The 23710-nt window shown below is 54.4% G+C and carries 17 protein-coding genes; 11 read left to right on the top strand and 6 right to left on the bottom strand.

The window, feature by feature from the left end; all coding sequences use genetic code 11:
- Positions 1 to 13: 13 nt before the first annotated feature.
- Together CHB83_RS15025 and CHB83_RS15030 are read right to left on the bottom strand one after the other, a co-directional pair.
- The gene (locus CHB83_RS15025) at positions 14 to 976 is read right to left on the bottom strand and encodes a glycosyltransferase family 2 protein (RefSeq protein WP_055562368.1); all 963 of its coding nucleotides are present in this window, start codon (positions 974 to 976) and stop codon (positions 14 to 16) included.
- Between the two features lie 33 nt (positions 977 to 1009).
- Positions 1010 to 1753 carry a class I SAM-dependent methyltransferase gene (locus CHB83_RS15030; RefSeq protein ID WP_089333214.1) on the bottom strand — a complete coding sequence of 248 codons (744 nt, stop codon included), beginning with the start codon at positions 1751 to 1753 and terminating at the stop codon, positions 1010 to 1012.
- A gap of 310 nt (positions 1754 to 2063) precedes the next feature.
- Here CHB83_RS15030 and CHB83_RS15035 point away from each other — a divergent pair, with 310 nt between their 5' ends.
- The 4 genes from CHB83_RS15035 to CHB83_RS15050 all read left to right on the top strand — a co-directional run bounded on the left by CHB83_RS15035 (position 2064) and on the right by CHB83_RS15050 (position 6700).
- Entirely contained in the window at positions 2064 to 3848 is a 1785-nt protein-coding gene (locus tag CHB83_RS15035; protein ID WP_143437144.1) for a LamG domain-containing protein, read from the top strand.
- A 114-nt stretch (positions 3849 to 3962) separates the two neighbouring features.
- The gene (locus tag CHB83_RS15040; protein WP_045688617.1) at positions 3963 to 4499 is read left to right on the top strand and encodes a hypothetical protein; all 537 of its coding nucleotides are present in this window, start codon (positions 3963 to 3965) and stop codon (positions 4497 to 4499) included.
- A 124-nt stretch (positions 4500 to 4623) separates the two neighbouring features.
- Positions 4624 to 6069 (top strand): hypothetical protein, encoded by a 1446-nt coding sequence (locus tag CHB83_RS15045; RefSeq protein WP_089333216.1) that lies wholly within the window; start codon positions 4624 to 4626, stop codon positions 6067 to 6069.
- A gap of 79 nt (positions 6070 to 6148) precedes the next feature.
- Positions 6149 to 6700: a carbohydrate binding domain-containing protein gene (locus CHB83_RS15050; protein ID WP_055562370.1), complete on the top strand. Its 552-nt coding sequence runs from the start codon at positions 6149 to 6151 to the stop codon at positions 6698 to 6700.
- A 29-nt stretch (positions 6701 to 6729) separates the two neighbouring features.
- Here CHB83_RS15050 and CHB83_RS15055 read toward each other — a convergent pair whose 3' ends face one another.
- Positions 6730 to 8562, bottom strand: a complete 1833-nt coding sequence (locus CHB83_RS15055) for a hypothetical protein (RefSeq protein ID WP_143437145.1) — start codon at positions 8560 to 8562, stop codon at positions 6730 to 6732.
- Between the two features lie 236 nt (positions 8563 to 8798).
- A complete protein-coding gene (locus CHB83_RS15060) occupies positions 8799 to 9584 on the bottom strand; it encodes an SDR family oxidoreductase (protein ID WP_089333218.1) in 786 nt (261 codons plus the stop codon).
- 143 nt (positions 9585 to 9727) lie between these two features.
- Between CHB83_RS15060 and CHB83_RS15065 the strand changes: the two genes are divergently transcribed.
- The 5 genes from CHB83_RS15065 (at position 9728) to CHB83_RS15085 (ending at position 14147) form a co-directional block, all read left to right on the top strand.
- Positions 9728 to 10267, top strand: coding sequence for a 3-hydroxyanthranilate 3,4-dioxygenase (locus CHB83_RS15065; protein ID WP_089333219.1), 540 nt, complete (start codon positions 9728 to 9730; stop codon positions 10265 to 10267).
- Between the two features lie 34 nt (positions 10268 to 10301).
- Positions 10302 to 11351, top strand: a complete 1050-nt coding sequence (locus CHB83_RS15070) for an amidohydrolase family protein (RefSeq protein ID WP_089333220.1) — start codon at positions 10302 to 10304, stop codon at positions 11349 to 11351.
- Positions 11352 to 11386: 35 nt separating this feature from the next.
- On the top strand, positions 11387 to 12664 hold the full coding sequence (gene kynU, locus CHB83_RS15075) for a kynureninase (protein ID WP_089333221.1): 1278 nt from the start codon (positions 11387 to 11389) through the stop codon (positions 12662 to 12664).
- A 110-nt stretch (positions 12665 to 12774) separates the two neighbouring features.
- Positions 12775 to 13455 (top strand): hypothetical protein, encoded by a 681-nt coding sequence (locus CHB83_RS15080; RefSeq protein ID WP_045688610.1) that lies wholly within the window; start codon positions 12775 to 12777, stop codon positions 13453 to 13455.
- A gap of 92 nt (positions 13456 to 13547) precedes the next feature.
- Complete coding sequence (locus CHB83_RS15085) at positions 13548 to 14147, top strand: alpha-ketoglutarate-dependent dioxygenase AlkB family protein (protein ID WP_089333222.1); 600 nt, start codon at positions 13548 to 13550, stop codon at positions 14145 to 14147.
- Between the two features lie 127 nt (positions 14148 to 14274).
- Here the strand turns inward: CHB83_RS15085 and CHB83_RS15090 are convergent, their stop codons facing one another.
- Positions 14275 to 16923, bottom strand: a complete 2649-nt coding sequence (locus CHB83_RS15090) for a TonB-dependent receptor (protein WP_089333223.1) — start codon at positions 16921 to 16923, stop codon at positions 14275 to 14277.
- 681 nt (positions 16924 to 17604) lie between these two features.
- Between CHB83_RS15090 and CHB83_RS15095 the strand changes: the two genes are divergently transcribed.
- Together CHB83_RS15095 and CHB83_RS15100 are read left to right on the top strand one after the other, a co-directional pair.
- Entirely contained in the window at positions 17605 to 18984 is a 1380-nt protein-coding gene (locus CHB83_RS15095) for an FAD-dependent oxidoreductase (protein WP_089333224.1), read from the top strand.
- Between the two features lie 375 nt (positions 18985 to 19359).
- Positions 19360 to 20091 carry a LytR/AlgR family response regulator transcription factor gene (locus tag CHB83_RS15100; RefSeq protein ID WP_045687187.1) on the top strand — a complete coding sequence of 244 codons (732 nt, stop codon included), beginning with the start codon at positions 19360 to 19362 and terminating at the stop codon, positions 20089 to 20091.
- On the opposite strand, the gene CHB83_RS15105 is transcribed toward CHB83_RS15100, so the two are convergent.
- Entirely contained in the window at positions 20088 to 23696 is a 3609-nt protein-coding gene (locus CHB83_RS15105) for a PAS domain S-box protein (protein ID WP_089333225.1), read from the bottom strand. The genes CHB83_RS15100 and CHB83_RS15105 overlap by 4 nt on opposite strands.
- Positions 23697 to 23710 lie beyond the last annotated feature (14 nt).

Here is a 23710-nt window from a genome sequence, read left to right on the forward strand (position 1 = left end):
CATAGGACGAAGCCTAGCGTCCAGTAGCAGATGGTTCGCTGGTCGGCTCCGGCAGGTTAGAGTCTGACACAATATACAACGGCCGCTGCCGCACATTGGCAGATAGCCGCGCTAGATATTCACCAATGATACCCACAGCAATGAGTTGCACCCCACCTAGGAACAAGATGCTAATCATCAACGACGCCCACCCAGCCTCGTAGTTGTCCGTCGCAAAACGGGCATACAGGGTATAAATCATTACCAGGAAGGCAAGGCCAGATACCACAAACCCGCTAATGGTAGCTGCCTTTAAGGGCACGTCGGAGAAAGCCGTAATACCGTCCAGGGCTAACCGAAGCATCTTACGGTATGTATAGCCTGTGGCGCCGCCAGCCCGTTCTGCCCGGTCATATTCCACGTAGGTTTGGCGGTATCCAATCCAAGAAATCTGACCTCGGATAAACTTATTTTGCTCGGGCATCTGCCGTAAGGCGCGCACAACCTTCTCAGAAATGATGCGAAAGTCTCCCGTGTCAACTGGAATAGAAATGTGGGTAATGCTAGCCAGAATACGGTAGAACAGTTTGGCTGTGAACTTCTTAGCGGCACTTTCGCCTTGGCGGGAGCGGCGCTTTGCGTACACTACCTCGTAGCCTTCGTGTAGGCGCTGGTATAGTTGCGGAATCAGCTCCGGTGGGTCCTGCAAGTCAGCATCAATAATGACGACTGCCTCGCCTGTGGCACGGTCTAGGCCGGCCGTAACAGCAATTTGGTGCCCGAAATTGCGGCTAAAATCTACGTACCGGACCCGCGTATCGCGCACTATTAAGTGCTGAATTAGTACCAGCGACTTATCGCGTGAGCCATCGTTTACGAAAATGAATTCGTAGCCTCCTGGCAATAACATTCCATCAAGAACCCCACGTAGCCGCTCGTAGAGCGAGAGAATATTGGCTTCTTCGTTGTAGATGGGAATAACGACGGAAAGATCCACGGAGTGACAGAAAGCAGGGAAGAGCAGAAATGACTAAGCAGGCTTACGGGCCAGGGCAAATACACTCACGCCTACCGGTAGGTTTAAATGGCGCAGTATTCGGTTTTCTGTGCGCAATAGCGAAAGCAGAGAGGTATTCAGAAAGGCGGGGAGTAGCTGCAAGTCTCCTGATGGAGAAGGCTCCGTTCCCGGCAAAAGTTTACGTAGCAGCCGTACCAGGGCTACCGGTGCGAATAAGAGAGAGTTCCAGTACGACAAACGCTGTTGCTGTAGCCCGTTGTGAGCAATAGCGGTGGATAGCTGTTGGCTGGAATACCGCCGAAAATGCTGATTCACATCGTCGTGAGAGCTCCATAGAAACTGGAAAGCCGGCACGAAGACGATCAGCTGACCGCCGGGGCGTAGCACGCGCTTCCACTCTTGCAAGGCTTGATTCTCATTTTCAATGTGCTCCAGCACATCTGAGGCAATAACCAAGTCGAAGCTGGCGTCTGCAAATTCTAATTTAGCACCATCCATAACAGCAACGTGCTCAAAACCGCGCTGCTTGGCAAGCTGAACCCCCTGGGCACTAATGTCAATGCCCGTAAGATTAGTATAACCTGCTTGCCGCAAGGCCAACAATAGGGGTCCTCCGGAACAGCCAATTTCCAGAATGGAAGCTGATTTGGGTAGCTGCAGTTCCTGAATTAGCTGGAACACCATACCGCGCCGGGCCTGAAACCACCAGTGCCCCTCTTCAATCTGATGGTAAGTTGCTTCGTAATCGGAATGCACAGGGCTCAGGGGTAAAGAGTCATCAAGATAGTTGTGCAAAGATAGGTTTATGTCCGTTTTACACGATAGATAACCACTGCATCCTAGTTGCGCCCCTGAAGAGGCCAGGATTGGTTTGCCTCTCTATCTTCGTTACTTACTGTGCTGTGTGATGACTAATTGCCGAGATTTTTTGCTTGAGCTATACCAATGGGTAAGAGGCATGTGGCCTGCCATCGTGACTTTGCGAATGGGGCGAATGTGTTGGTTCTTGGTAAGCACCTTGTGGCCAGTACTGGGAATTGCACAAGTTGGCTCTTTCACTGCCCCTTTGCGCATTACCTCATTTACCGCCTTAGCTAATTACGCGGGCGAAACAGATGCACCAGCCGGCCAGCTTATTCGGCGCTATAACGCAGAGATGACCATACGTCGGCCGGGCCGTGTATTTCCTCATCCAGAGGGTAGTAGTGAAAGCCCAGCTTTATTCAACTGTCGCCTTACTATTGCAAACACTTCTGAGCGAGATACCTTGTTTTATGCGCTCTTCTATCAAAATGAGAGCTACGCATTTGAGCCTGGCCATCCTCGGGATGATGAAAATTTCTACGGCACGTGGGGCTACGATGAAGGTAAGCAGCCAGGGTTTCGGAAGATAGCAGTACCTCGTAGGGCGGGAGGTACTACGCTTCAGGCGGGTGTGCGTCTGCGAGGAAACCCTAGAAATGAGAGCCTGTTCATGGATGCGCCAGCAGGCTCTAGGCCACTACCCGATGGGCCGGATGATGAAAACCTCTATGGTCGGTGGAAAAGGCCCCCCCGTATGGGCCGTTACCGATTTATGCTGGTCGTCACTACTGATACCTCCGAGATTGATTTCTATGCTCGCGACTGTCATCGCCGACGGTCGGATGGCCATTATCTCAACCCGTTTACGTACTTCTTAGGCCGCTCCTTTGCTCATACAGTTGTGCAAGTTGCCGATGAGCAACTGCAGATATACATGCGCCCGCCCAAGTTAGGGGCTCCTCTACCGGCCCGAGACTGGCGTATGCCAGCCACGGCGGAACAGATGGAAGCTAGTTTTCGGTACAGCAGTTTTGGTGGAGCCAAAATGCCAAACGTGCCAGTGGTAGCTGATGTCAACAATAACTCCTTTACACCGGCTGCTTACAATCGGCTGAAGCACCAGTTTGATCCTACTACTTTGCCAGTGGTAACTGTGGGTGACGATGGCCCAACGGCATCAGTAGCCGACTCAGGTCGTATTCAGCTTATTAATCCGGCTGCTGACCCGGCAGATCCGCATAAGTATGATGCTTCTGTGCGGACGCTCTTCGGGTTTACGTACGGACGGTTTCGGGCCCGCATTCGGTTTCCTCAAATAGTTAATTCAGCTGGCGTTTGGAATGGAATAAGCCCTGCATTCTGGCTGTTCTCAGCGGCTGGTGAACCTTGGAATTCGCTGAATCGGGACTACCGTGGCGGTTTTTGTACCGATGACGAACGTGCCTTCTTTTCCGAAATCGACATAGAAATATTTAAGGCTCAGTGCATACGTTACCGCAACTATCGCAACGATGGGTACGAAGGCCGGGCCCGTCACCGCCGGCGGTGGCTGCGTGAAGGAGGCGCTTTTCAAGACGAAAGCTGTGATTCTATCGTCATCGGCTGCAACAACTTCGACTACATGCGCCAGGATATTCCTCATCTCGTAAATGGCGCCGCCGCAACGCCACCTTGTGGCGCTAATGGCAACGACGAGCCGATTGTATACGAAGGCAAGACCTATCGGCTTCATCGTGATGGGGCCAGTACTGCTCTTTCGACCCGCGTGGTACTCAGTTCAACGGAGCTGTTCTCACCCCACGACACATGGTATGAAATAGAATGGCGCCCTACCGAAATCATCTGGCGCATAGGCCCTGACGAAAATCACTTACGCGTTATTGCTTATATGTCAGACCAGTATACGGTGGTGCCCAATACCCTTATGCATGTTATTCTGGCTCAGCATTGGCTACCTACCAACGACTACCATCCTTACTTTCAGGAGAACATTCCGTATCCGGCCTTTCCTATCCGAGGTGAAATTCTGGAATTCTCGGTGGAGTAAGGTGGGTGCATTGGCTTTATATGAGCCTTGGCTAGGTGGTAGAAAGTGCATGTAGTTCATAGGCAGACTACCTACCTTTGCTAGACTTACAAACTGTATCTATCACTCCTCTACATGAAAAAAATTGCTGTTTTGCTCGGTTTGGCCTTCCTAGGCGCCTGCTCATCGGATGATACATCAGCCGTTGCTTCCGACAGCAAAACGATTACTGCCAATGACTTCGAGTCGCTTGCTGGTTGGAACAATGACCCTGCCACGTTAGATAAGGGGCACGCGCATTCGGGACAGTATGCCATCAAAGTAGACAAGGACCATGAGTTCAGCACTACGTTTGATATGGCGCTTGGCCTAGCTACTCCCGCGAAAATTAAGACGGTTCACTTAGAAGCTTGGGCGTATTTGCCCAGCAATAAGGCAACCGGAATGCTAGGCGTTCAGGTAATGGACCCAGCTACAAACCAGCAGGTTTTCGGCGACGGTATTCGGTTGGGAGAGCAGGTAAAGGAATACAATAAGTGGACACAGGTTAGCAAAGACATTGTGTTGCCTGATAATATCACGTCCCTGCAACATATCCGTATGTCCCTGTGGCGTGCCGATGCGACGGACCGCGTCTTGGTAGACGATGTGAAATTGAGTATCAAAGACTAACCCGTAGCTATAGTCTGCTATTAGACGACCATTCTTGGTGGCGAGCTAGTCTATTGTAGGCTGGCTCACGCTACCATAGCCTCCAACTCTGCTTTGGCCGGAGGCTTAAATTCACGCAAGCTGTATGAATAAACGCTACTTATCGGGCTTGTTGATAGCGTTTGTAGTGCTAGATCTGATATACACCTATTGGCAAAACTATCAGTTGCCACTAGATGGTGATATCGTCCCGACGATCCTGCCCGCGCAGTGGTTTAGCAAGGTGCTACATGATCCGTTTGGATGGGCTGTACTGACTAGAAATGAGGTGTACGGCGGAACTAACCGGTTTTTTGCGCATGCCACTATGGGTCTGTACTTGAAGCGGGTGCCTCACCTGCTGCAATACTTTATTCCCCCCATTGCTAGTTTATACACGGCCACTGCGTTGTTCAACACGGCCACTCAGGCACTACTAACCGTGCTGCTAGCGTGCTACATCCGGCTGGGCGCAGGCGGCCCGCGTGCGGGGTGGAGCTTTTGGATAGCTGTAGCCCTTCTGGTGCCCTTATTTCAAACGAGTGGTTTCTATGAGCAGATGGGTATCACAAACTATGCTATTACTTATACGTTCTTTTATGCCTTTCCAATGGCTTTGCTACTGGTTGTGTGGTGGCCTATTTTTCAGGCCGTGCAGCGGCAGCAGCCCTTACACCTGCGGCCGTGGCAACTAGCGCTACTGGTAGCGTTAATCGTTGTTATTTCCTTCAATGGCCCAATTACTGTTGCGGCTATCGCCATCTTGCTGCTTGGAATCAGCCTGTACTGGCTGGCCCAACAGTGGCAGAACGGCCTACAGTGGCCATCCCTCCGGGCCATTCCTGGTAACTGGCTCTCGGGGCAGGTAGTTGTGCTTCTTGTCACTATGGGCGTTTTAGGCCTGTACTCCTTGTACATAGGGCGTAACAATGCAGAAAATACCCATACACACACTCTAGGTGAGCTTTATCAACTGTTGCCCACTGGTGTCTATTTGGAACTTACGCTTCACTGGGGATTGCCTATACTCATTGTGCTGGTGTTGGTCAATGTCCAGCTAGTATATCGTTTCACTGCTCCTTCCTTGGAGCGCCAGCGGGTATTGAACAGCATACGGTGGGTAGGGTTATTTGCCTGCGCATTCATCCTGCTTCTACCCTTTGGCGGCTACCGCGACTACCGCGCGTATCTAGTGCGGGGCGATTCTATTCTACCCGTCTTATTGGCGTTGTTCTACGCCTATGGCTTGTCGAGCTATTTCTTGGTGCTGCGGTTGTCAGGCCAGCGCCGGCACGCCTATATTGCTCTCATCGTCTTATTTGCTGCTACGTTCACTTACATGGATGTGGCTACGAAGCTGCCAGTCAATAATGATTGCGAGCGGTGGTCTATGGATCAAATAGCTCAATCTCCAGAGCCAGTAGTGCGCATTTCGCCTTATTGTAATGTCCTGACGTGGTCACCAGTGCCAGATTATCATCAGTCGGAGTTGCAGGCTGAGATGCTGTATTATTGGGGCGTGACCAAAAGCAAAAAGTTTTACTACCAGTAACATGCCTGTGAAGCGCCGCTCCTGGGCGTTGCTACACAGGTGTGTCTGGCCCTGCTAGCCTTTTTTCTACATCTCTCCCATGGTGAAATACGCCTCTGCTGCCCTTCTTTGTACCTTGTTTTTAGGAAGCTGCTCTCAGCAACCCAGCACTCCCTCGGCTCCTGGTGTGCTGGCGTCTAGCAGTTTCGAGAATTTGGATGGGTGGCTACCTGATGCGCCCGGCTTGGCCCTGCTCAGCCGCGACCAAGCTCACTCAGGAACGTATAGCACCATGGTTGCTCCTGACCATGACTTTAGCCTAGGGTATAATAACAAGCTCAGCCGTCTCGCGCCCGACTGGCCTGCTAAGCTAACCATTGGAGCTTGGGTGTTTCTTCCGAATGAGCAGGCCGCTGCTAAGCTTGTAACGGAAGTACGGAGTGATAAACCCAATCAGCCTAACCTACTATGGGAAGGATTAGACTTGTTGAGCACAGTAAAAGTGTACAACAAGTGGCAATACGTTGAGCAAACTGTTACCATGCCCGCCGCCGCCAAAGCAAATAGCCGCTTGCTAGTATACCTGTGGCGTGCCGATAGCAAGCAGCCCGTATACCTAGACGACGTGCAGATTTCCTTGGCTTCTAAGTAGTGGAGCCGAGGCTTTTCGCCAAGTAAGAGTTATTTAACTACCTCTACTGGCACGCGTAGCCGCACGGGCCAATCCACATAGTTCTTACTAATAAGGCTGATTTCAAATGTGTATCGTCCGGGCTGTGTGGGCGTGCGTAGGGGCAGTGTCTGTTTCCAAGGCTGCCATACATCCACCTCCAAAGCAGCTTCCATTGGCCCAACATCCGTAGGCCAGTCGTGTGACTTATAGAAAGCGGTGCGTAGCAAAGTAGGGTGCGGCAACCGGGTGCCCGAATGCAGAGGTCGGGCGTGGTCAGGTACGCTTACCTGTACCTCTACCTTGTTCCAGTTGTTGGCATGCAAAACGGGTAATGGTGCCGCCAACGTGAGCTGCACTCCTTGGTGAGCCCTTATATACGGGCGCAATGCCGCCGTATCCATAGGGGGCAGCGTGTTAAGCACACGATACGCGGTTTGTGGAAACTTGAGGTAGTTGGCAGGCATTGCGGCACTTTCTACCGTCTCAAACGGGCCAAATAGTACACCTGGGCGGGAGCCCGTTTGAGCTAACTCATCAATGTTCCAGCCTACCCGTACGGTTTGGGCCGAGTCGGGGCTATGGCGGGCACTCACCATCATCGTTTCACTTGCGGCGGCCCACCAGGGCCAGCCCGAACGCAGATTGTGAGGATCTACATTGTCGGGGTACATGATGAACTTACGTTCGGGAAACTGCCGAGTGTACGTGAGCAAGTGAGTAAGCCACTGCTGGTAAGCGGTGTAGGAAATGTGGCGGTGCCATAGTAGCCATAAACGAGCCCCTAGCACGACAGTTAGCAAGCCGATAATAAATACAGGGCCCCGACTGCTCCAGTTGCGCTCTATAGCTGGCAACAATTCCATAGCAAAAGGAATAGCCACGAACAAGGTGAGCGGAAAGAATAGGTTATCGAGGTAGGTAGCCTCCGTGTAGTCAGGCTTAGAAACGTTGATAATAAAAACGTACCCCGCTACTGATACCCACATTAGCGCAAGGCGCAGCCAGGCAAACGCGTCACGCTGCCTAACATAAAAGAAGGAAAGAGCAGCTAGAAGAAGCGGTAAGGCCAAAAACTCTTTCCTGCATAGCGCCCAGAATGTATCGAAGCTGCTTAGTACTAGGTAATTAGGGAAGAACTTGATTAGGTTAGGAAAGAAGGTCATGTACATGTCCTCGTACGAGCCTGGCGGAATTAGCATAGCCCGCAGTTTGTACATGGCTAGTGCTAAAACCAGCATGCCATAGTAGGCCCAGTCTTGGAACCGTCGATTCAGCAGCCAATCATATGCCCAGATAAATAGAAAGGGAAGGATAATAAGTGGGTGTCCAAAGATGAAAACCGGGACCAATGCTGCTAACGCCAGCGTGCTGAATCGTCGTTGTAACGGCGCTTGCCTCGATACACCGGCGTAAAATAGCAGCAGTGCTACAAGGCCTTGTGGCATCTCCGATTGGGCCCAGTAGAAGGCTCGCGAGGCCATCAAGACAAACAAAAACACTATCACTAGTGCTACCTGCTCATTTCGCAGCCAGTAAGCACACAGCAGAAATACAGCTAAATAGTAAAGGACAAAGACCACCGAATACAGCCGCAGTACCGAATCTAGCGGCCACCCAGCTCGAATGGCCAGTAAAGTGGGCCACTGCGTGACAATGGCTACGAAACGCCTGTTTTGGACAAATAGCGACTTGTCTTTTAGATACGTAAATAGGTGGTACGACAAGTCGTAGTAGGCCGCACGCTCCATGTAAAAGTGCCAGGCAAACACGAGCAGAACCAGCATGCTGATCAGCGCTAGGCGTATCGGGCCACGAGTGGCGTACTGTTTAGAAAGTAGCATGAACCGCATAAAAGGGCCTCTGATAAGAGCCCTGATGACAGAAGAATAACAGCCGGAAGGCGAGCACACCCGGGGACGTCCGTACTTGACGACGCAATATAGAGCCCCTAGCGGATCGCATCAATTTTGGGAGAAGCCATTCAGACCACAATAAAGGAGGGTGCTCTGATGGCAGCAGGCAGCAAGCTTGGTTGCATAAAGGGCCCACTACCTACCAATACTGCCTTTATTCGCCTCTACAAGTTGCTGGTACGGCCTCCATCTACGGGTATGTTGATGCCAGTAATATAGGCGGCTGCGTCGGAGGCCAGGAACCCCACGGCGGCGGCTACCTCAGCGGCGTGCCCAAAGCGCCGCGCCGGAATCTGCTGGAGCATGGCGGCTTCTATTTGGGCGGTGGTTTGCCCAGTCTGCTCTACTTTCTTCTCAATGAGCGAGGTGTGCCGTTGCGTGACGGTAGCACCAGGTAGCACATTGTTGACGGTAATGCCATCGGGGCCAAGCTCGGTTGCTAGCGTTTTGGCCCAGTTGCCTACGGCTGCCCGAATGGTGTTTGACACCCCTAGGCCGGGGAGGGGCTGCTTTACCGAAGTACTAATAACATTGATAATGCGGCCACGACCCCGCTGGCGCATGGCGGGTACCAATGCCTGAGCTAGCAGGTGGTTGCAAACGAGGTGCTGCTCAAAAGCTGCTCGGAAAGCATCTACTGGCGCATCTAAAATGGGCCCACCCGCGGGCCCACCGGTGTTGTTAACCAATATATCAAAGCCTTTGGGATGTTGGGTGAGATAGGCGTGCACGTTTTCAGCTACCTGATCCGGCTGGCAAAAGTCAGCCACAATGTAGTCATGGGTTTGGCCGGCAGGGGTAGGTAGGGCGGCGGCCACTTCCCGCAATGCGGTTTCATTGCGCGCAATGAGCGTAACAGCCGCACCGCGCTGGGCTAGCTCTTGGGCCACGGCGTGGCCAATACCTTGCGTGCTACCACCCACGAGGGCGCGTTGAGAAAGTAAGTCCATAGAAGTAGGGTAGGTGAAAAGGGGGAGGCGCACCTAGTCGGCATGAGTGGAACAATGGCGCCGGCAAGTTACGTACGCACGATACGCAGGAATATTGTTACTTGCCTGCCCGCACTCTTTTCACCTCTTCACTACCCTAGGTTATGCCCGTTGCCCGCCCCTTTCATTTTCAACAGTGGATTGAAGAACACCGGCACCTGCTCAAGCCACCCGTAGGCAATCAGCAAGTATTCAAAGACAACAAAGACTTCATAGTGATGGTGGTGGGCGGCCCCAACGCCCGCAAAGACTACCACGTCGACGAAGGGGAGGAGTTGTTTTTGCAGTTGGAGGGCGACATCGTAGTGAAGATTATTGAAGACGGAAAGCCAGTAGATATCGAAATAAAGGCGGGTAGCATGTTTCTGCTACCTCCGGGCGTGCCCCACTCCCCCCGCCGGCCGGCCGGTACCGTTGGGCTGGTGCTGGAGCGCTACCGCACTCCCGGCGAGCTAGACGGGTTTCAGTGGTACTGCGAAAACTGCGGCCACAAGCTCTATGAAGAGTTTGCGGAAATCACCGACATCGTGCAGCAGTTGCCTCCCATCATGAACCGCTTCTGGCAGGATGAGCACAAGCGCACTTGCCAGGTATGCGGCACGGTGCTGCAGCCCCCATCTCCGGTAGCGGCTCCGGCTGAATAATCTAAAGCGCCGCCTGCTTACTCCACCCCGTGGTATGGCCTGTTCTGCTCATCCTCTTACCATCGATATCCACACGCACATCCTGCCCAAAACCTGGCCCGACTTGCGGGAACGGTACGGGTACGGGGGCTTTATCCGTTTGGAGCATCACCGGCCCTGTTGCGCCCGGATGATGCAGGATGACAAGTTTTTCCGCGAGATTCAGGACAACTGCTGGGACCCACAGGTGCGCCTGCGAGAGTACGACCAGTTTGGTGCCCAAGTGCAGGTGCTCAGCACAGTGCCCGTCATGTTTAGCTACTGGGCTAAGCCTCTAGATACGCTCGATTTAAGCTGCTTGCTCAACGACCACCTGGCCGAGGTAGTGCAGCGCTACCCCAGCCGCTTTGTGGGCCTGGGTACGCTGCCTATGCAAGCCCCCGACCTGGCGGTGCGCGAACTAGAGCGGTGTGTAAAAGACCTAGGCTTAGCAGGAGTCCAGATCGGCTCCCACGTCAACGACTGGAATCTGGATGCCCCGGAGCTGTTTGAAGTGTTTCAAGCAGCCGAGCAGCTAGGCGCTTGCGTCTTTATCCATCCGTGGGATATGATGGCCCAGCAGAAAATGCCTAAGTACTGGCTGCCGTGGCTGGTGGGTATGCCCGCCGAAAGCACGTTGGCGCTGTGCTCTCTCATCTTTGGGGGCGTGCTAGAACGCTTGCCTCGCCTGCGCGTAGCTGTGGCCCACGGGGGCGGCACATTCGCCAGCACTATTGGGCGCATCGCCCACGGCTTCCAGGTACGCCCTGATTTGTGTGCCGTCGATAACCCCGTGAACCCACGCCAGTACTTGGGCCGTTTTTGGGTTGATTCGTTGGTGCACGACCCGCGCATGCTGGACTACTTGGTAGAAACCCTAGGCTCTGACAAAATCACGCTGGGTACCGACTACCCCTTTCCGCTGGGTGAGCTGGAACCTGGGCAGTTGATTCGCTCCATGCCATACTCTGAAGACGTGAAGGCCCGTATGCTGGGGCAAAATGCCCTGGACTGGCTTGGCTTACGGCAGGAGCACCTCGCCAAAATCATGGCGGCTACTGCATAGTGTAGGGGTGAGGCTCGTGGCTATCTTTGCCACTGATGACATTCGAACCCACCCTCGATTTCGCCCGTCAACTTGATGCGCAGGATCCGCTGCACGCGTTTCGCCAGCAGTTTCACATTCCGCCCGGCCCCGATGGGCAGGAGAGCCTGTATTTCTGCGGCAACTCCCTGGGCCTGCAACCCCGCACCGCCCGGGCTGCCGCCGAGCAGCAGTTTCTAAACTGGCAGGAGCGCGCCGTGGAAGGCCACTTCACCGGCAATACGCCCTGGATGCATTTCCATGAGCGCCTCACAGAGCCCACGGCCCGCATAGTAGGCGCCAAGCCGATCGAGGTAGTAGTGATGAACAACCTCACTACCAACTTGCACCTGTTACTTATTTCCTTCTACCAGCCCACGCCCACCCGCTACAAAGTGCTGATGGAAGGCGGCGCTTTTCCCTCGGATCAGTACGCCCTGGAAACCCAAGTGAAGCTGCACTGCCTTGATCCTGACGACGCTATAGTAGAGCTAGTGCCCCGAGCCGGCGAGCATACGCTGCGCACCGAGGACATCATAGCCAAGATTAATGAGCTCGGTGAGTCGCTTTGCACCATCATCATGGGCGGCATCAACTACTATACTGGACAGGTATACGACATGGCTGCCATCACCCAGGCGGGACATGCTGTAGGCGCAATGGTTGGCTTCGATCTAGCCCATGCTGCCGGCAACATCCCCCTGCACTTGCACGACTGGGACGTGGACTTTGCCTGCTGGTGCACCTATAAGTACCTAAACTCGGGCCCGGGTGGCGTGGCAGGGGCCTTTGTGCACGAGCGGTACGCCGACCGCCCCGACCTGTTGCGCTTGGCAGGGTGGTGGGGCCATGATGCGGCCGCGCGCTTTCAAATGCGCAAGGGCTTTCAGCCTTCTCGCGGAGCCGAGGGCTGGCAGCTCTCCAACGGGGCCGTGCTTACCCTAGCCGTGCACGAAGCGGGCTTAGCCATGCACGAAGCAGCTGGTGGGATGGAGCCGTTGCGCCGCAAAAGCGAACTGCTAACCGGCTACCTGGAATTCCTGATTACCCGGCTTGACCTACCCGCGTCGCGCCTGGAAATTATCACGCCCCGCGACCCTGCTCAGCGCGGATGCCAGCTGTCGTTATTGGTGCACCAGAATGGCCGCGACTTGTTTGAGCACTTAATGGCGGTGGGGGTTATTGGCGATTGGCGCGAACCAAATGTTATCAGGCTAGCGCCGGTTCCTCTGTACAATACCTTCGAGGATGTATACCGGGTAGGGGAGGTATTGGCCCAGTGGGCCAGCCAATAGCACGCGCCACTAAGTCGCCGAAAAACGGGTAAAATTTGGGGGTTTTTCGTCGGTTTCGCACGGGGTTCGTAGGAGTACGTACGCCGGTTTTTACACTTTGATCCTTTCCAATGGCCGAAGACTACGCGGCAAAAATGAGCCGCAAGACGCAAGCCGAACTCCTGCTGTACGTGCAGAACTACACGGAGTATCGTGAGGAGGCTGTGCTAGCTGCCCTCGACGAACTGGAAGCGCGCGGTCTGGAACCAGCCGCCGCCCACACAGAGCTGCGTGCCACTCTACGTACCAGTCAGCAAGAAACAGACCGCCGGGAAGCACAAGCCCGTCAGGAGCAGGCCGAGCAAGAACTAGCCCGGCGCCAATTGCGAGGGGAAGAACCGGTAGCCGCCGAGGCGCCTACGGGTCCCGCCCTATACTCACCGGGCACCATCACCATCTTCTCCGTTCTATTCAGCATGGTAGCAGGTGGCATAATGCTAGCTTTAAACCTACGCACCCTCCGCCGGACAGGACCAGCCCTGCTTGTACTACTGTTTATAGTGGTGTACTTGATTGGTGGCGTGTTCTTAGTATACTGGCTACGGCAGCAGAACACCCAATTAGAGAGCTGGATAGGTTCCTTATTTAACCTGCCAGCCATTCTGGTGTACAACCTGTACTTCTGGCCCCGCTATATTGGCGGGCAGCCCTACCGCAGCCGCGAGTGGCTCGGGCCGTTGCTCATCTGCGGACTGGTGATTCTAGGATTTTATTTCTGGCTGCGGCAGATGATGCCCGCTGTACCGGTATAGGCTCACTACTCAATAGGTACCAAGAAAACCGTCTACTAGGCCGCACTTCCCGCGCTAGTGGGCGGTTTGCTGTTGTATACCTACCGACTACTATGCCTCTTACTGCCCTCTCCTTACCCGATGCGGATCTGCTACTCGATACTGCTTTCCTGTCCCCGGAGGAAGCTGGTGACTTTTTAGCGGAGCTAACCGCCACTATTCCTTGGAAGCAGGAGCCCATTAAACTGTTCGGGAAAGAAGTGCTGCAACCCCGCCTTACGGCTTGGCACGGCGACGCACAGGCGCGGTACCGTTACTCAGGCCTTGCGCTGGAACCAAGCCCCTGGACACCAGCTCTTGAGCAGCTACGCAACCGGGTAGAGGCCGCCAGTGGAACTCAGTTTAATAGCGTGCTGCTAAACCTATACCGGACGGGCCAAGACAGCATGGGCTGGCATGCCGATAATGAGCCGGAATTAGGCCCTGAACCGGTTATTGCCTCCCTCAGCTTAGGAGCTACCCGTTTGTTTCGCTTCAAGCCTCGTGACCCCGTGCGTACTCCTCACCCGCCGTTGAGCGTAGCGCTTACTTCCGGCAGCTTGCTGCTTATGCGTGGCCTTACCCAGCAACACTGGCTGCATGCGCTGCCTAAAACGGCGCGCCCTCAGCAACCGCGTCTCAACCTTACCTTCCGCCGGGTCACCGTGAAGTAAGATTAGCGGTTGGCTAGGGTAACAACTAGCCAGTGGCTGCTTACAATACAAAGCCCCCGAAAACCGCCGACCATTGAGTAGTCGCGCTGGTAGTCGGGGGCTTGTTAGGCTAATGCTTCTCGCTAAGCTACTTCATGTCAATCTGCAACCCCACGTAGACTAACCGGCCTACCTGAGGGCCTCCGTACACTTGTATGTTGTTGGCGTTAAATAAATTAGAGGCGCCGGCCTGCACGGTGCTGCCGAACTTGGTGAGGGTATATCCGATGTAGGCGTCTACAGTGCTATAGTCAGCAAGCTTCCCTACGGCGAAAGGCAGGCCATACTCGTGGCCTTGGGCCCACCGGTAGTTCAGGGCGTAGCTCAAGTGTCCTAGCGCTACCCCATTGAAGCCAACGTTGTACTTGTGTTTGGGTGTGTTGAAGTAGGTTTGAAACTCTGCGTCTTGCACATCGCTGCGGTCCAGTACGTTCAGGGAGTAATTGGCCGCCACATTTAGAATAGGAAGCACCGCATAGGTAACGCCCACGGCAGCACCCTGGGTGCGAACTTCCTGGTCGGCATTTGTCCATACTTGCAGCACGCGACCCGCTGCGAGTGTTGCCGGCCGCGAGCCGTCTGCACTGCCAATAAAGCGCTGAGCACCGATGAAGTCGTTGTAGCGGCTCCGGTAGTAGTTTACATCTACCGCCACGTTGGTGCCTAGTGCTGCTTTGTAGCCAATTTCGTACGTGCTCAAGCGTTCCAACTGGAGTGCCGCAACGTCAATTGCTTGGCCCGTTGTAGTAGAGTATCCCTGGAATCCGCTACCTACGTTACCCAATAGAAGTGCTTGGCCGAGGTCTAAGCGAATGTATTGATCGAGCTGAGTAGGAGAGCGGAAGGCACGACCATAGCTAGCGCGAAAGTTGTGCTGGCGCTTGTCGCCAGCGGAGTACACAACAGATGCCCGGGGCGAAAAGGCCGCATCAAAGTTCTTGAAGCCGTCAACGCGACCCGCCAGCGCCAGCTTCAGCCGCTCATCGACAAGTTTCTTGGTGAATTGCGCGTAACCTCCTACCTCATGGTTTTGAATGCGGGAATTATCGTCGGAATAGAGGTTGCCATTGGAGCCAAGGCGAAACTTGCGGTAAGCGGCTCCCACAATGAGGTCGGCAGTTTCGCCTAACTTAAAGTTGTACTGGGCGTTGCCCTCGTTGAGCAGGGAGCTGGGGTTGAGGCGGGCCCCGCGGCCCGGGGTCGCATCCTTAATAATTTGGCTGCGCAGGTTGGCAAACGTGGGAGAAGTAGGGTCAAGTTGCAAGGGCATTGCCCCCGCTACTGCCGCTTCCTGGGCCTGGGCATCGGTTCGGCCAGCTAAGCGGTTGCCCGTGTAGGTTCTAACGTACTCGTTGAAATAACGCTGAGCGTACGTTTGAACAATAGGGTTGCCCTGCGCATCAACTGCTCCCGGAATAGGAGAGTTTTGAATGAAGGCGCCAAGGAAAGTTAAGTCGTAGCTATCATTGCCAAAGTCCTGCACCGACTGGCCCCGTAGAAACCACCGGTCGCCTTTGATTTCGCCGTGGTATTGGTTGGTGCCAAAGTTTTTGAAACGGTAGCGGCTAGAGCTTTGGTAGCTGGCAGTTCCGCGGCTTACGCTAGCGCCTACGGTTATTTTTACGCTGTTGGTCAGCAGGTAGGAAAGCGAGGGTTGGACTTTTAATGACTTGGCCTTGTCGTCGTTTCCTACCAGCGTCTGCTCCGTGAAACCCGGCATAAACACGGTTTTGCCACGCACTTCAGGAAAAGGGTACGTAGCGGGAAAGGTATAGCCTCCCACGTCACCATACCGGTTTACGGCGTCGTAGCCCAGGGTGGAGCTGCTAGGGTTGTTGTTGCGTTGCACCTGGGTGCTGGTTGCTTGGTAGTTGCTTGCCAGCCAATCGTTGGCGGTGAGGTAGGCGCCCGTGACCTTGAAAGCGAACTTGTCGCCCAGTTTTTTGGCGTAACGCAATTGCCCATCGAAAAAGCTTCTTTCCCCACCTCGTACCCGCACACTAAGGCCTTCGCTTACAAACGGGTCTTTGCTATTGAGTAGTAGCACCCCATTGAAAGCATTGGCCCCATACAATGCCGAAGCAGGACCGTGGATAATCTCGATGCTCTCAATATCCAGATCGGGCAGCCCTAACAGGTTACCCGAATTCACGTTCAGCGACGGTGATTGGGTATCAAAGTAATCTGTAAGCTGAATCAGGCGCTCCGACTTAGCTGAATTGAACCCGCGTGTGCTGAGGGAGTTCAGTAGCATACTTGCGCTGTTCACGTCAATGCCTTTCAGTTGGTTCAGGCCTACTTGCACGTCGGGCGGTGGCATGCGCAACACTTGCTGGGAAGTTACTTTCTCCACCGTTACAGGAGCCTGCAAAATGCCTTCTTCTACGCGCGAAGCCGAAGCAATTACCTCGTTGGTGAGAGTAGGGTTGAGCTTAAGCTGTACCAACACTGCATTATCAGGACCCGAAAGCGTAACCTCGCGGCTCTGGTAGCCCACAAAGGAAACAGACAGCGTCACAGGGCCATTCTCAAAGCTAGTCTTGAGCGCAAACTGCCCTTCACGGTCTGAGCTGGTGCCGATAAACGTGCCTCGAACGAAGATAGTAGCTCCTGGCAGAGGCTTCCCGCCTTCCGTTTGCACAGTGCCGCTCACTTGGCTACTCTCCTGTGCCCAGGCCAGCAAGCAGGAAAATTGTAACAGAAAAGTGAGAAGAGGTAAGTAGTATAATTTTCTCATACTGGGAAAATTGCAAAAAATATGATTTCAATTAGGGAAGAGAGAATAGGAAGCAGCTAGGTTGCCTACCGGTGCTATGTGGAGTCTTGACTCTATTGAATGGCGCTATATACGCCTAGTTTATTATTGTACTTTGTGCATAAAAAAAGCGCCCAAGGTGAGGCGCGCTGAAGGATTTGAGGAAGACTTTTAGCCCCGTGTAGTCTTAGTACCGAATGGTAGGGTCACCGTATAAGAGAGGGCATTCAACATCTCCTAGCAGGAAATCACCCAAACGGAAGCTTACAATGGCTGGGCGCTCGGCAAGAGGAGCTACGGTATTAGCCGCCTCTGCGAGTGCTTGTTGCGAGCGAGAGATAAGAAGATTGAATATATCCGGGGTTAAGAACACTTTGCCCGACCCAGTAGCAGCACGTAACCGATTGCGAACATAGTTGCGATAACTCACTGAGGTATGACGATAGGAGGGTGGCATAATACATGAGTCTTGCGAAGCGTTTCGATGAATAGTCCAAAGAAATAAGGTTCCAAACCGTCATTTTTTATTTTACGACTAACTACGGCTTCTACTGGGTTCAACTTTCTTATTTCCTCGATCAATCGAAGACAGAAGAATCGGTTACTTTCGCTCGGGCTCAAAAAGGTGCTACCTGCTGGCCCTTACTTACTCCACCAGTGTATATGTCTGATAGCGTCACGCCAACCTCGGCAGTTGTAAACGAAGCTCTTACGGTTATGGGAGGCGGCCTAGTTGGGTCGTTGCTGGCCCTATACCTAGCTCGGCACGGCCACACCGTAGATGTATTTGAGCGCCGAGAGGACCTGCGCAGGAGTGGGTTGGTGGAAGCGCGCTCCATCAACTTGGCCCTCTCAGACCGCGGGTGGCGAGCACTAGAAGGCGTGGGCATTGCTGATGCCGTTCGGCAAGTGGCTATTCCTATGCACCAACGCATTATGCATGATGCGCGGGGTCAACTCACCGCCCAGCCCTATGGCCAGCACAACCAGGCCATCTACTCCGTATCGCGAGCTGGGCTGAACCGGACCCTGCTTGATTTGGTGGAACAAGAGCCCCGCGTGCGGCTGCATTTCAACCAGCAGTGTCGCCGGGTAGATCTGCGCACCCGCACCTTGGAGCTACTACACACTGAAACCGGGGTTACTCAAACCCGGACGTATGAGCACCTGTTCGGTACTGATGGCGCCTTCTCGGCAGTGCGCGGGGCCATGCAGAAAACAGAACGCTTCAACTTCTCGCAGCACTACCTCGACTATGGTTACAAAGAGCTAACGATTGAGGCAGGGCCAGCTGGCGAATGGCGGCTAGAGAAGCACGCACTCCACATCTGGCCGCGCGGGCAATACATGATGATTGCGTTGCCTAACCTTGACGGGTCTTTCAACTGCACCTTGTTCTTCCCCTACGAAGGTCCCGCCTCCTTCTCGAGTTTGCAAACGCCAGAGCAGGTGCGAGCTTTCTTTCAGGAAGTATTCGCTGACGCGCTACCGCTAATGCCGAACTTGGAACAGGAGTTTTTTGAAAACCCAACCAGCTCCCTTGTTACAATTCGTTGCTACCCGTGGTCAATGGCCGACGAAGTTGTGCTACTCGGCGACGCCTCGCATGCCATCGTTCCCTTCTATGGGCAGGGTATGAACGCCGGGTTCGAGGACTGCACCATCTTGGATAGCTTGTTGCAAGAGTTCGGACCTGATTGGGGTGCCGTGTTCCGGGAGTTTCAGCAGCGCCGCAAACCCAATACCGATGCCATGGCCGACTTGGCAGTATACAACTTTGAGGAGATGCGCGACCGAGTAGCCGACCCCCGGTTCCTGCTCCAAAAGAAGATTGAAAGCAAGATTTCCGCGCAGTACCCCGACCAGTGGCTGCCATTATACTCCCAGGTTACTTTTTCGCATCGTCCCTATGCCGAGGCATTAGCCAATGGGCAACGGCAAGAGCAAATCATGCAGCGCCTAATGCCTCTCATCCAAACAGAAGCTGACTACGACCGGCCCGAGGTGCAGCAGCAGGTAGCCGCCGAAATGGCTAGCCGGTAGTTGGTTGAATGCTTGGTAGCAAGATCGTGTGATTCAGCCTATAACGAGGATATAAATTTGGCGGGAAGCTCCATCATGCCTTACCTGACTACCCCGTCACTTTGAGTTAGCCAGAGAATATACTCCACGTTCCTTGTAAGTAGATATGAGTTCTAAGAATGGGAAATACGCGCTGGTGCAGATGAGCTCGACTAGGATAAAAGGCAGACAAGCTGCAAGAAATCAGTAGGAGAGATGATCTGCCAGAATGTATCTTCGCAGTCCATAAACACTTCGTTTCTAGCTGAACAACTGTTTTTGCCTGGCGAACGGGGCCATTGTATGGCCAAATTTTTGCCTACTCTCGCTGTGCTTTCCCGCCTTTAGCTTCTGCTTATGACTGCTCCTGTACTTACCTGTGCCATTATCGACGACGAAGAAATCAATCGGCTTACGCTGGAGCACTATATCTCGTTGACAGATTCATTAGCGTTAGTAACTTCCATGGACGATGCCCTGCAGGGTCTGAACTACTTCCGGGCTGGCAACAAGGTGGATGTACTGTTTCTGGATGTGCAGATGCCCCAACTCAATGGGCTGGACCTGCTGCGTGTACTCCCCGACCCGCCCATCGTCATTCTCACCACGGCCCACGAAGACTTTGCCGTTGATGCCTTTGACTTACGGGTGACGGATTACCTAGTAAAGCCGTTTGACTATGCCCGCTTCAGCCGGGCCGTGCAACGGGCTTTGCAAGCGCGCGTGGCTGCACCAGCCGTCGTTCCTGCTCCGGCGCCTCCCACCGCTCCGCCCGACAACGACTTGTTTGTGAAGGTGAACAACAAGATGGTACGCATCAACTTCGATGAAGTTATTTACATCGAAGCCCTGTCGGATTACGTGGTTATCGTCACCGACAAGCAGAAATACATCGTTTATACTACCATGAAGGCGCTGGACGCACGCTTGCCGTTCGACCACTTTGTGCGGGTGCACCGTTCGTACATCCTGAACATGCGTCGTATTGAAGCCATTGAGGATGGCGCGGCAGTAGTGCCCGGCGGGCACCACGTGCCTATTGGCAAATCCTACCAGGAAGCATTTTTCCGTAAGCTGAACCGCATCTAATTTCCAACCTTACTGCCGTCGTGCAGTGATAGGGGTAAGGCCTCGAGCACGGCCGTAAGTAAGGTGGTTAGCCGCTCTACCGCGGGTAACAATACCTGCGGATTAGGTGCTGGCTTACCTTCGGGGCGGGAAAGCGGCTCTAAGAGGGCTACATCGTGCGCCGCGTCAATGCCCAGTAGCTGTAGCGAAGGCCGGAGCTTGTGTACTATCTCACCCACGGCGGGCCAGTCAGCCGCGGCGCTGGTTTCCTGCAGGCGTAACAAGGCCGGTGGCGTGTGGGCCCTGAACGACGTCAGGATTTTCTCCATGAAAATGGTGCTGCCACGGGCTGTTTCGTGCAAGCGGGTAAGGTTGTAGAGCGGTGCCGCTAAGGGGGCCTCTGCTGGCGCAGCAGCACTGACGAACGGGGTAGGGGCTACGGCTACTGCCGGTTCTTCCTCTAACCGGGCTACCGGCTCAGGACGCAGGTTGGCCTCAATTTTTCGAAACAAGTCATCTTCTTCAAACGGTTTCGACAGGTAGTCGAGGCCCGCGGCGCGGTAGGTTTCGTCGTCGGTGCGCATCACGTTAGCGGTAAGCGCAATAATGGGCGAGCAGGCACGGAGCGGATCGGGGTGCTGGCGCAAACGCCGTGAAACCTCTAGCCCGCTCATGCCTGGCATCTGAATATCCATCAGCACTACATCGTAGAGGCGGGCATCTAGCTGCGTTAGGGCTTCTAGGCCATCGGAAGCCACGTGGGTTTCTACGCCCCATCCTTCCAGTATTAACTGCACCAACTGCTGATTGACCGGATGATCTTCTACCAGCAGAATGCGCATGCCGCGCAGCCGCTCGTAGTTTAGCGAAGGTTGCGGGGTAGCCACTGGCAGCGTCTGATCGGCCTTGGGCAGGGTGAGAGAAAAGTAAAAGGTACTGCCTTTACCAAGCGTACTCTCCACCCACATGCGGCCACCAAGCTGCTCCACGAGCCGGCGGCTGATGGTAAGACCCAGCCCCGTACCCCCAAAGCGCCGGGAAATATCGGCGTAGGCCTGGGAAAAGCTCTCGAAAATGGTGTCGAGCTTCTCCGGCGCAATGCCAATACCAGTATCGTGCACCTGAAATTCCAGTTCGAGCTCTGCGGGGGTATTGCGTAGGGGGCGCGCTACAAATTCTACATAACCTTCTTCCGTAAACTTGATAGCGTTGGAAAGCAGGTTGAGCAGAATCTGATTAATGCGGCCTGGGTCACCGATAACGACAGGGCTGGGCAAATCGAGGTGGCGGATGCGGAACCCAATACCTTTTTCCTCGGCCCGGAATGCCAGGGTTTGCATAGCCTCCTGCACAGAATGGCCAATGTCGAAGGGCACTTGCTGTAAGTCCAGCTTGCCCGATTCTATTTTAGCTACATCCAGTACATCGTTGATGACATTGAGTAGGTGCCGGCCAGAGTTGCGCAGAATCCGCAAGTGGTTTTGCTGAAGCGGATCAAGCGACGTTTTGGCCAGCAGCCCCGCCATGCCGAGTACACCATTAATAGGCGTACGAATCTCATGACTCATGTTGGCCAAGAAATTCTCTTTGGCTTTGGCCGTGTTTTCGGCGGCATCTTTCGCGCGGCGCAGTTCCTGCTCGGCCTGAATACGCTCGGTAATCTCTTGTCCGTAGGCAATAACGTAGGGCGTCTCGCCCGGTTCCTCTACGCGGTAGTTGTTGTAAATGAGGTGGTGGGCCCGTCCGCTCGGGTCGCGCAGCGTCATCAGCCCCGTAAGTTCCTGCTGCTGCCCAGCCTGCTCCAAGTAGGCAGCTAGTTGGCGATGCACATCGGGAGTGAGTATCTCGTACAGGGAGCGTCCTACTAGCTGCTCAGAGGTAGCGCCTACCAACTGGGCCGCCGCCGGGTTTACGGATAGTAGCTTGCCCCCGAGGTCGTGCGTGCAGATGAGGGCCTGGGAATAGTGCATTAGGTCGCGGTACTGCTTGGCAGTGCGCTCCAGCGTTTGGCGGGCCTCCTTCATCTCGGTGATGTCGATGCTGACGCCGAGCACATTTAAACTACCATCGGCGCGGCGAAGGGGGCGTTTCGTGGTCTGTAGCCACAGCTGGGTTTGGTCGCGCAAGGTGTAGGACGTTTGCCGTACCCATTCCTGCCCGGTACGCACTACAAACGCGTCAGACTCCTGAAATAGTTGAATTTCAGCTAGCTCAGCGCTACTGAGTTGGGTTTGGTCGGCGTCGCGGTGGGCGCTACGGGCTACCACTTCGTCGAAAGCGCGGTTGCTGAAGATAACCCGACCCTGCCCGTTCGTCACCCAAATAAAGCTCGGTATAGAGTCTACTACCTGACGAACGAACTCTTGTTGTTCTTGCAGGCGGCTTTCGCTTTGCCGGAGGCCTTCCTCAGCTGCGTGCCGGGCCGTGATGTCGATACCATAGCCAATGACCATGCGCAGGGTATCATCGGGCCCGAACACCGGTTGCATGTGGCGCAAGGCTAGGCGGGGTCCTTCTGGCGTTATAATGTTCTCCTCCCACGCTACTACGGTGCGCTGCTGCACCGCTTGCAGAAACAGCCGGCGGCGCTGCGCTGCCAATTCCTGGGGCCGCTGCCGATACTGCACGTACTCAAAATCGTCGCGACCAATAATCCAGCGGCGCAGCTCCGGGTCGCGGATGGCAGCGGGGTTCACAAACCGGTAGCGGTGTTCAGTGTCCAGCACCGCAATGTCGGCCGGAATTTGGTTTAGGATTGTCTCGTAAAACTCCCGCTGGTCCACCAACTGCTTTTCTGCTTCCTTCAGATTAGAAACGTCAGTGAAGTAGAGGTTTACGTATTGGTCTTCGGGAAAGGGTGTGAGAGCTAGTTGATGGCAGCGGCCCAGAAAGCTAATTTCCTGCTGGGCTGGCTCGCCTGATGCTAGCGCCTGCTGGCATATGTGACGCAGCTGGCTGGCAAACTCCGTATCGGCCCACGGCGTAGTGTACTCACGGCGCATCGCCTCGGCCGAAGGATTGGCGTAAAGCAAATGCCCATCGGCATGGAGGCGCATCACCGGATTGGGGTTCTGCCCCGGAATGCGCGACAAGGTATGCAAGTACTGCTCGGTGCGGCGAGACTGGGTGACGTCGTGGAAGGAGAGAAGGAAGCCGGTTTGAACGAGCTCATCGGCCCCACTCATCGGGATGAAGTCAAAATCCAAGAGCGTGCCATCGGCCAGCGCCAATTGTTCTCCTAGCACGCGCTGGTTGTTGTGGCGCAACTCCTGCAGGCGGGCCGCAGTAGCAGCAGGCGCAACAGTGCTGTTGGCAAGCTGCTCTAACACGGGTGCTACTGGTTTGCCTACTTGTTTAGCGGCTGTTTCGGCTACCTCAAATAAGTCGCAGAACTCCTCATTCACCAGCGCTACCGTGCCATTCTGGTGTACTACTAATACTGCTACGCGCAACTTTTGCGTGAGGCCAGCAATGCTGCTAGTTGTGCGACGGACTACTTTCTGACTGGCTGCTAACAGTTTTTTGAGTTCCCGTACGTGTTGCTCAGCGGTTTGGCGCGCAAGTCGTTCCTGTGCTAACTGTTCGGCCAGGGCAGCGGCATCCAGTGAAGGGACTACGTTTTGCATACTGCGAGGTAGGA

Source organism: Hymenobacter mucosus, assembly GCF_900188255.1.
In the GTDB taxonomy this organism is placed as follows: domain Bacteria; phylum Bacteroidota; class Bacteroidia; order Cytophagales; family Hymenobacteraceae; genus Hymenobacter; species Hymenobacter mucosus.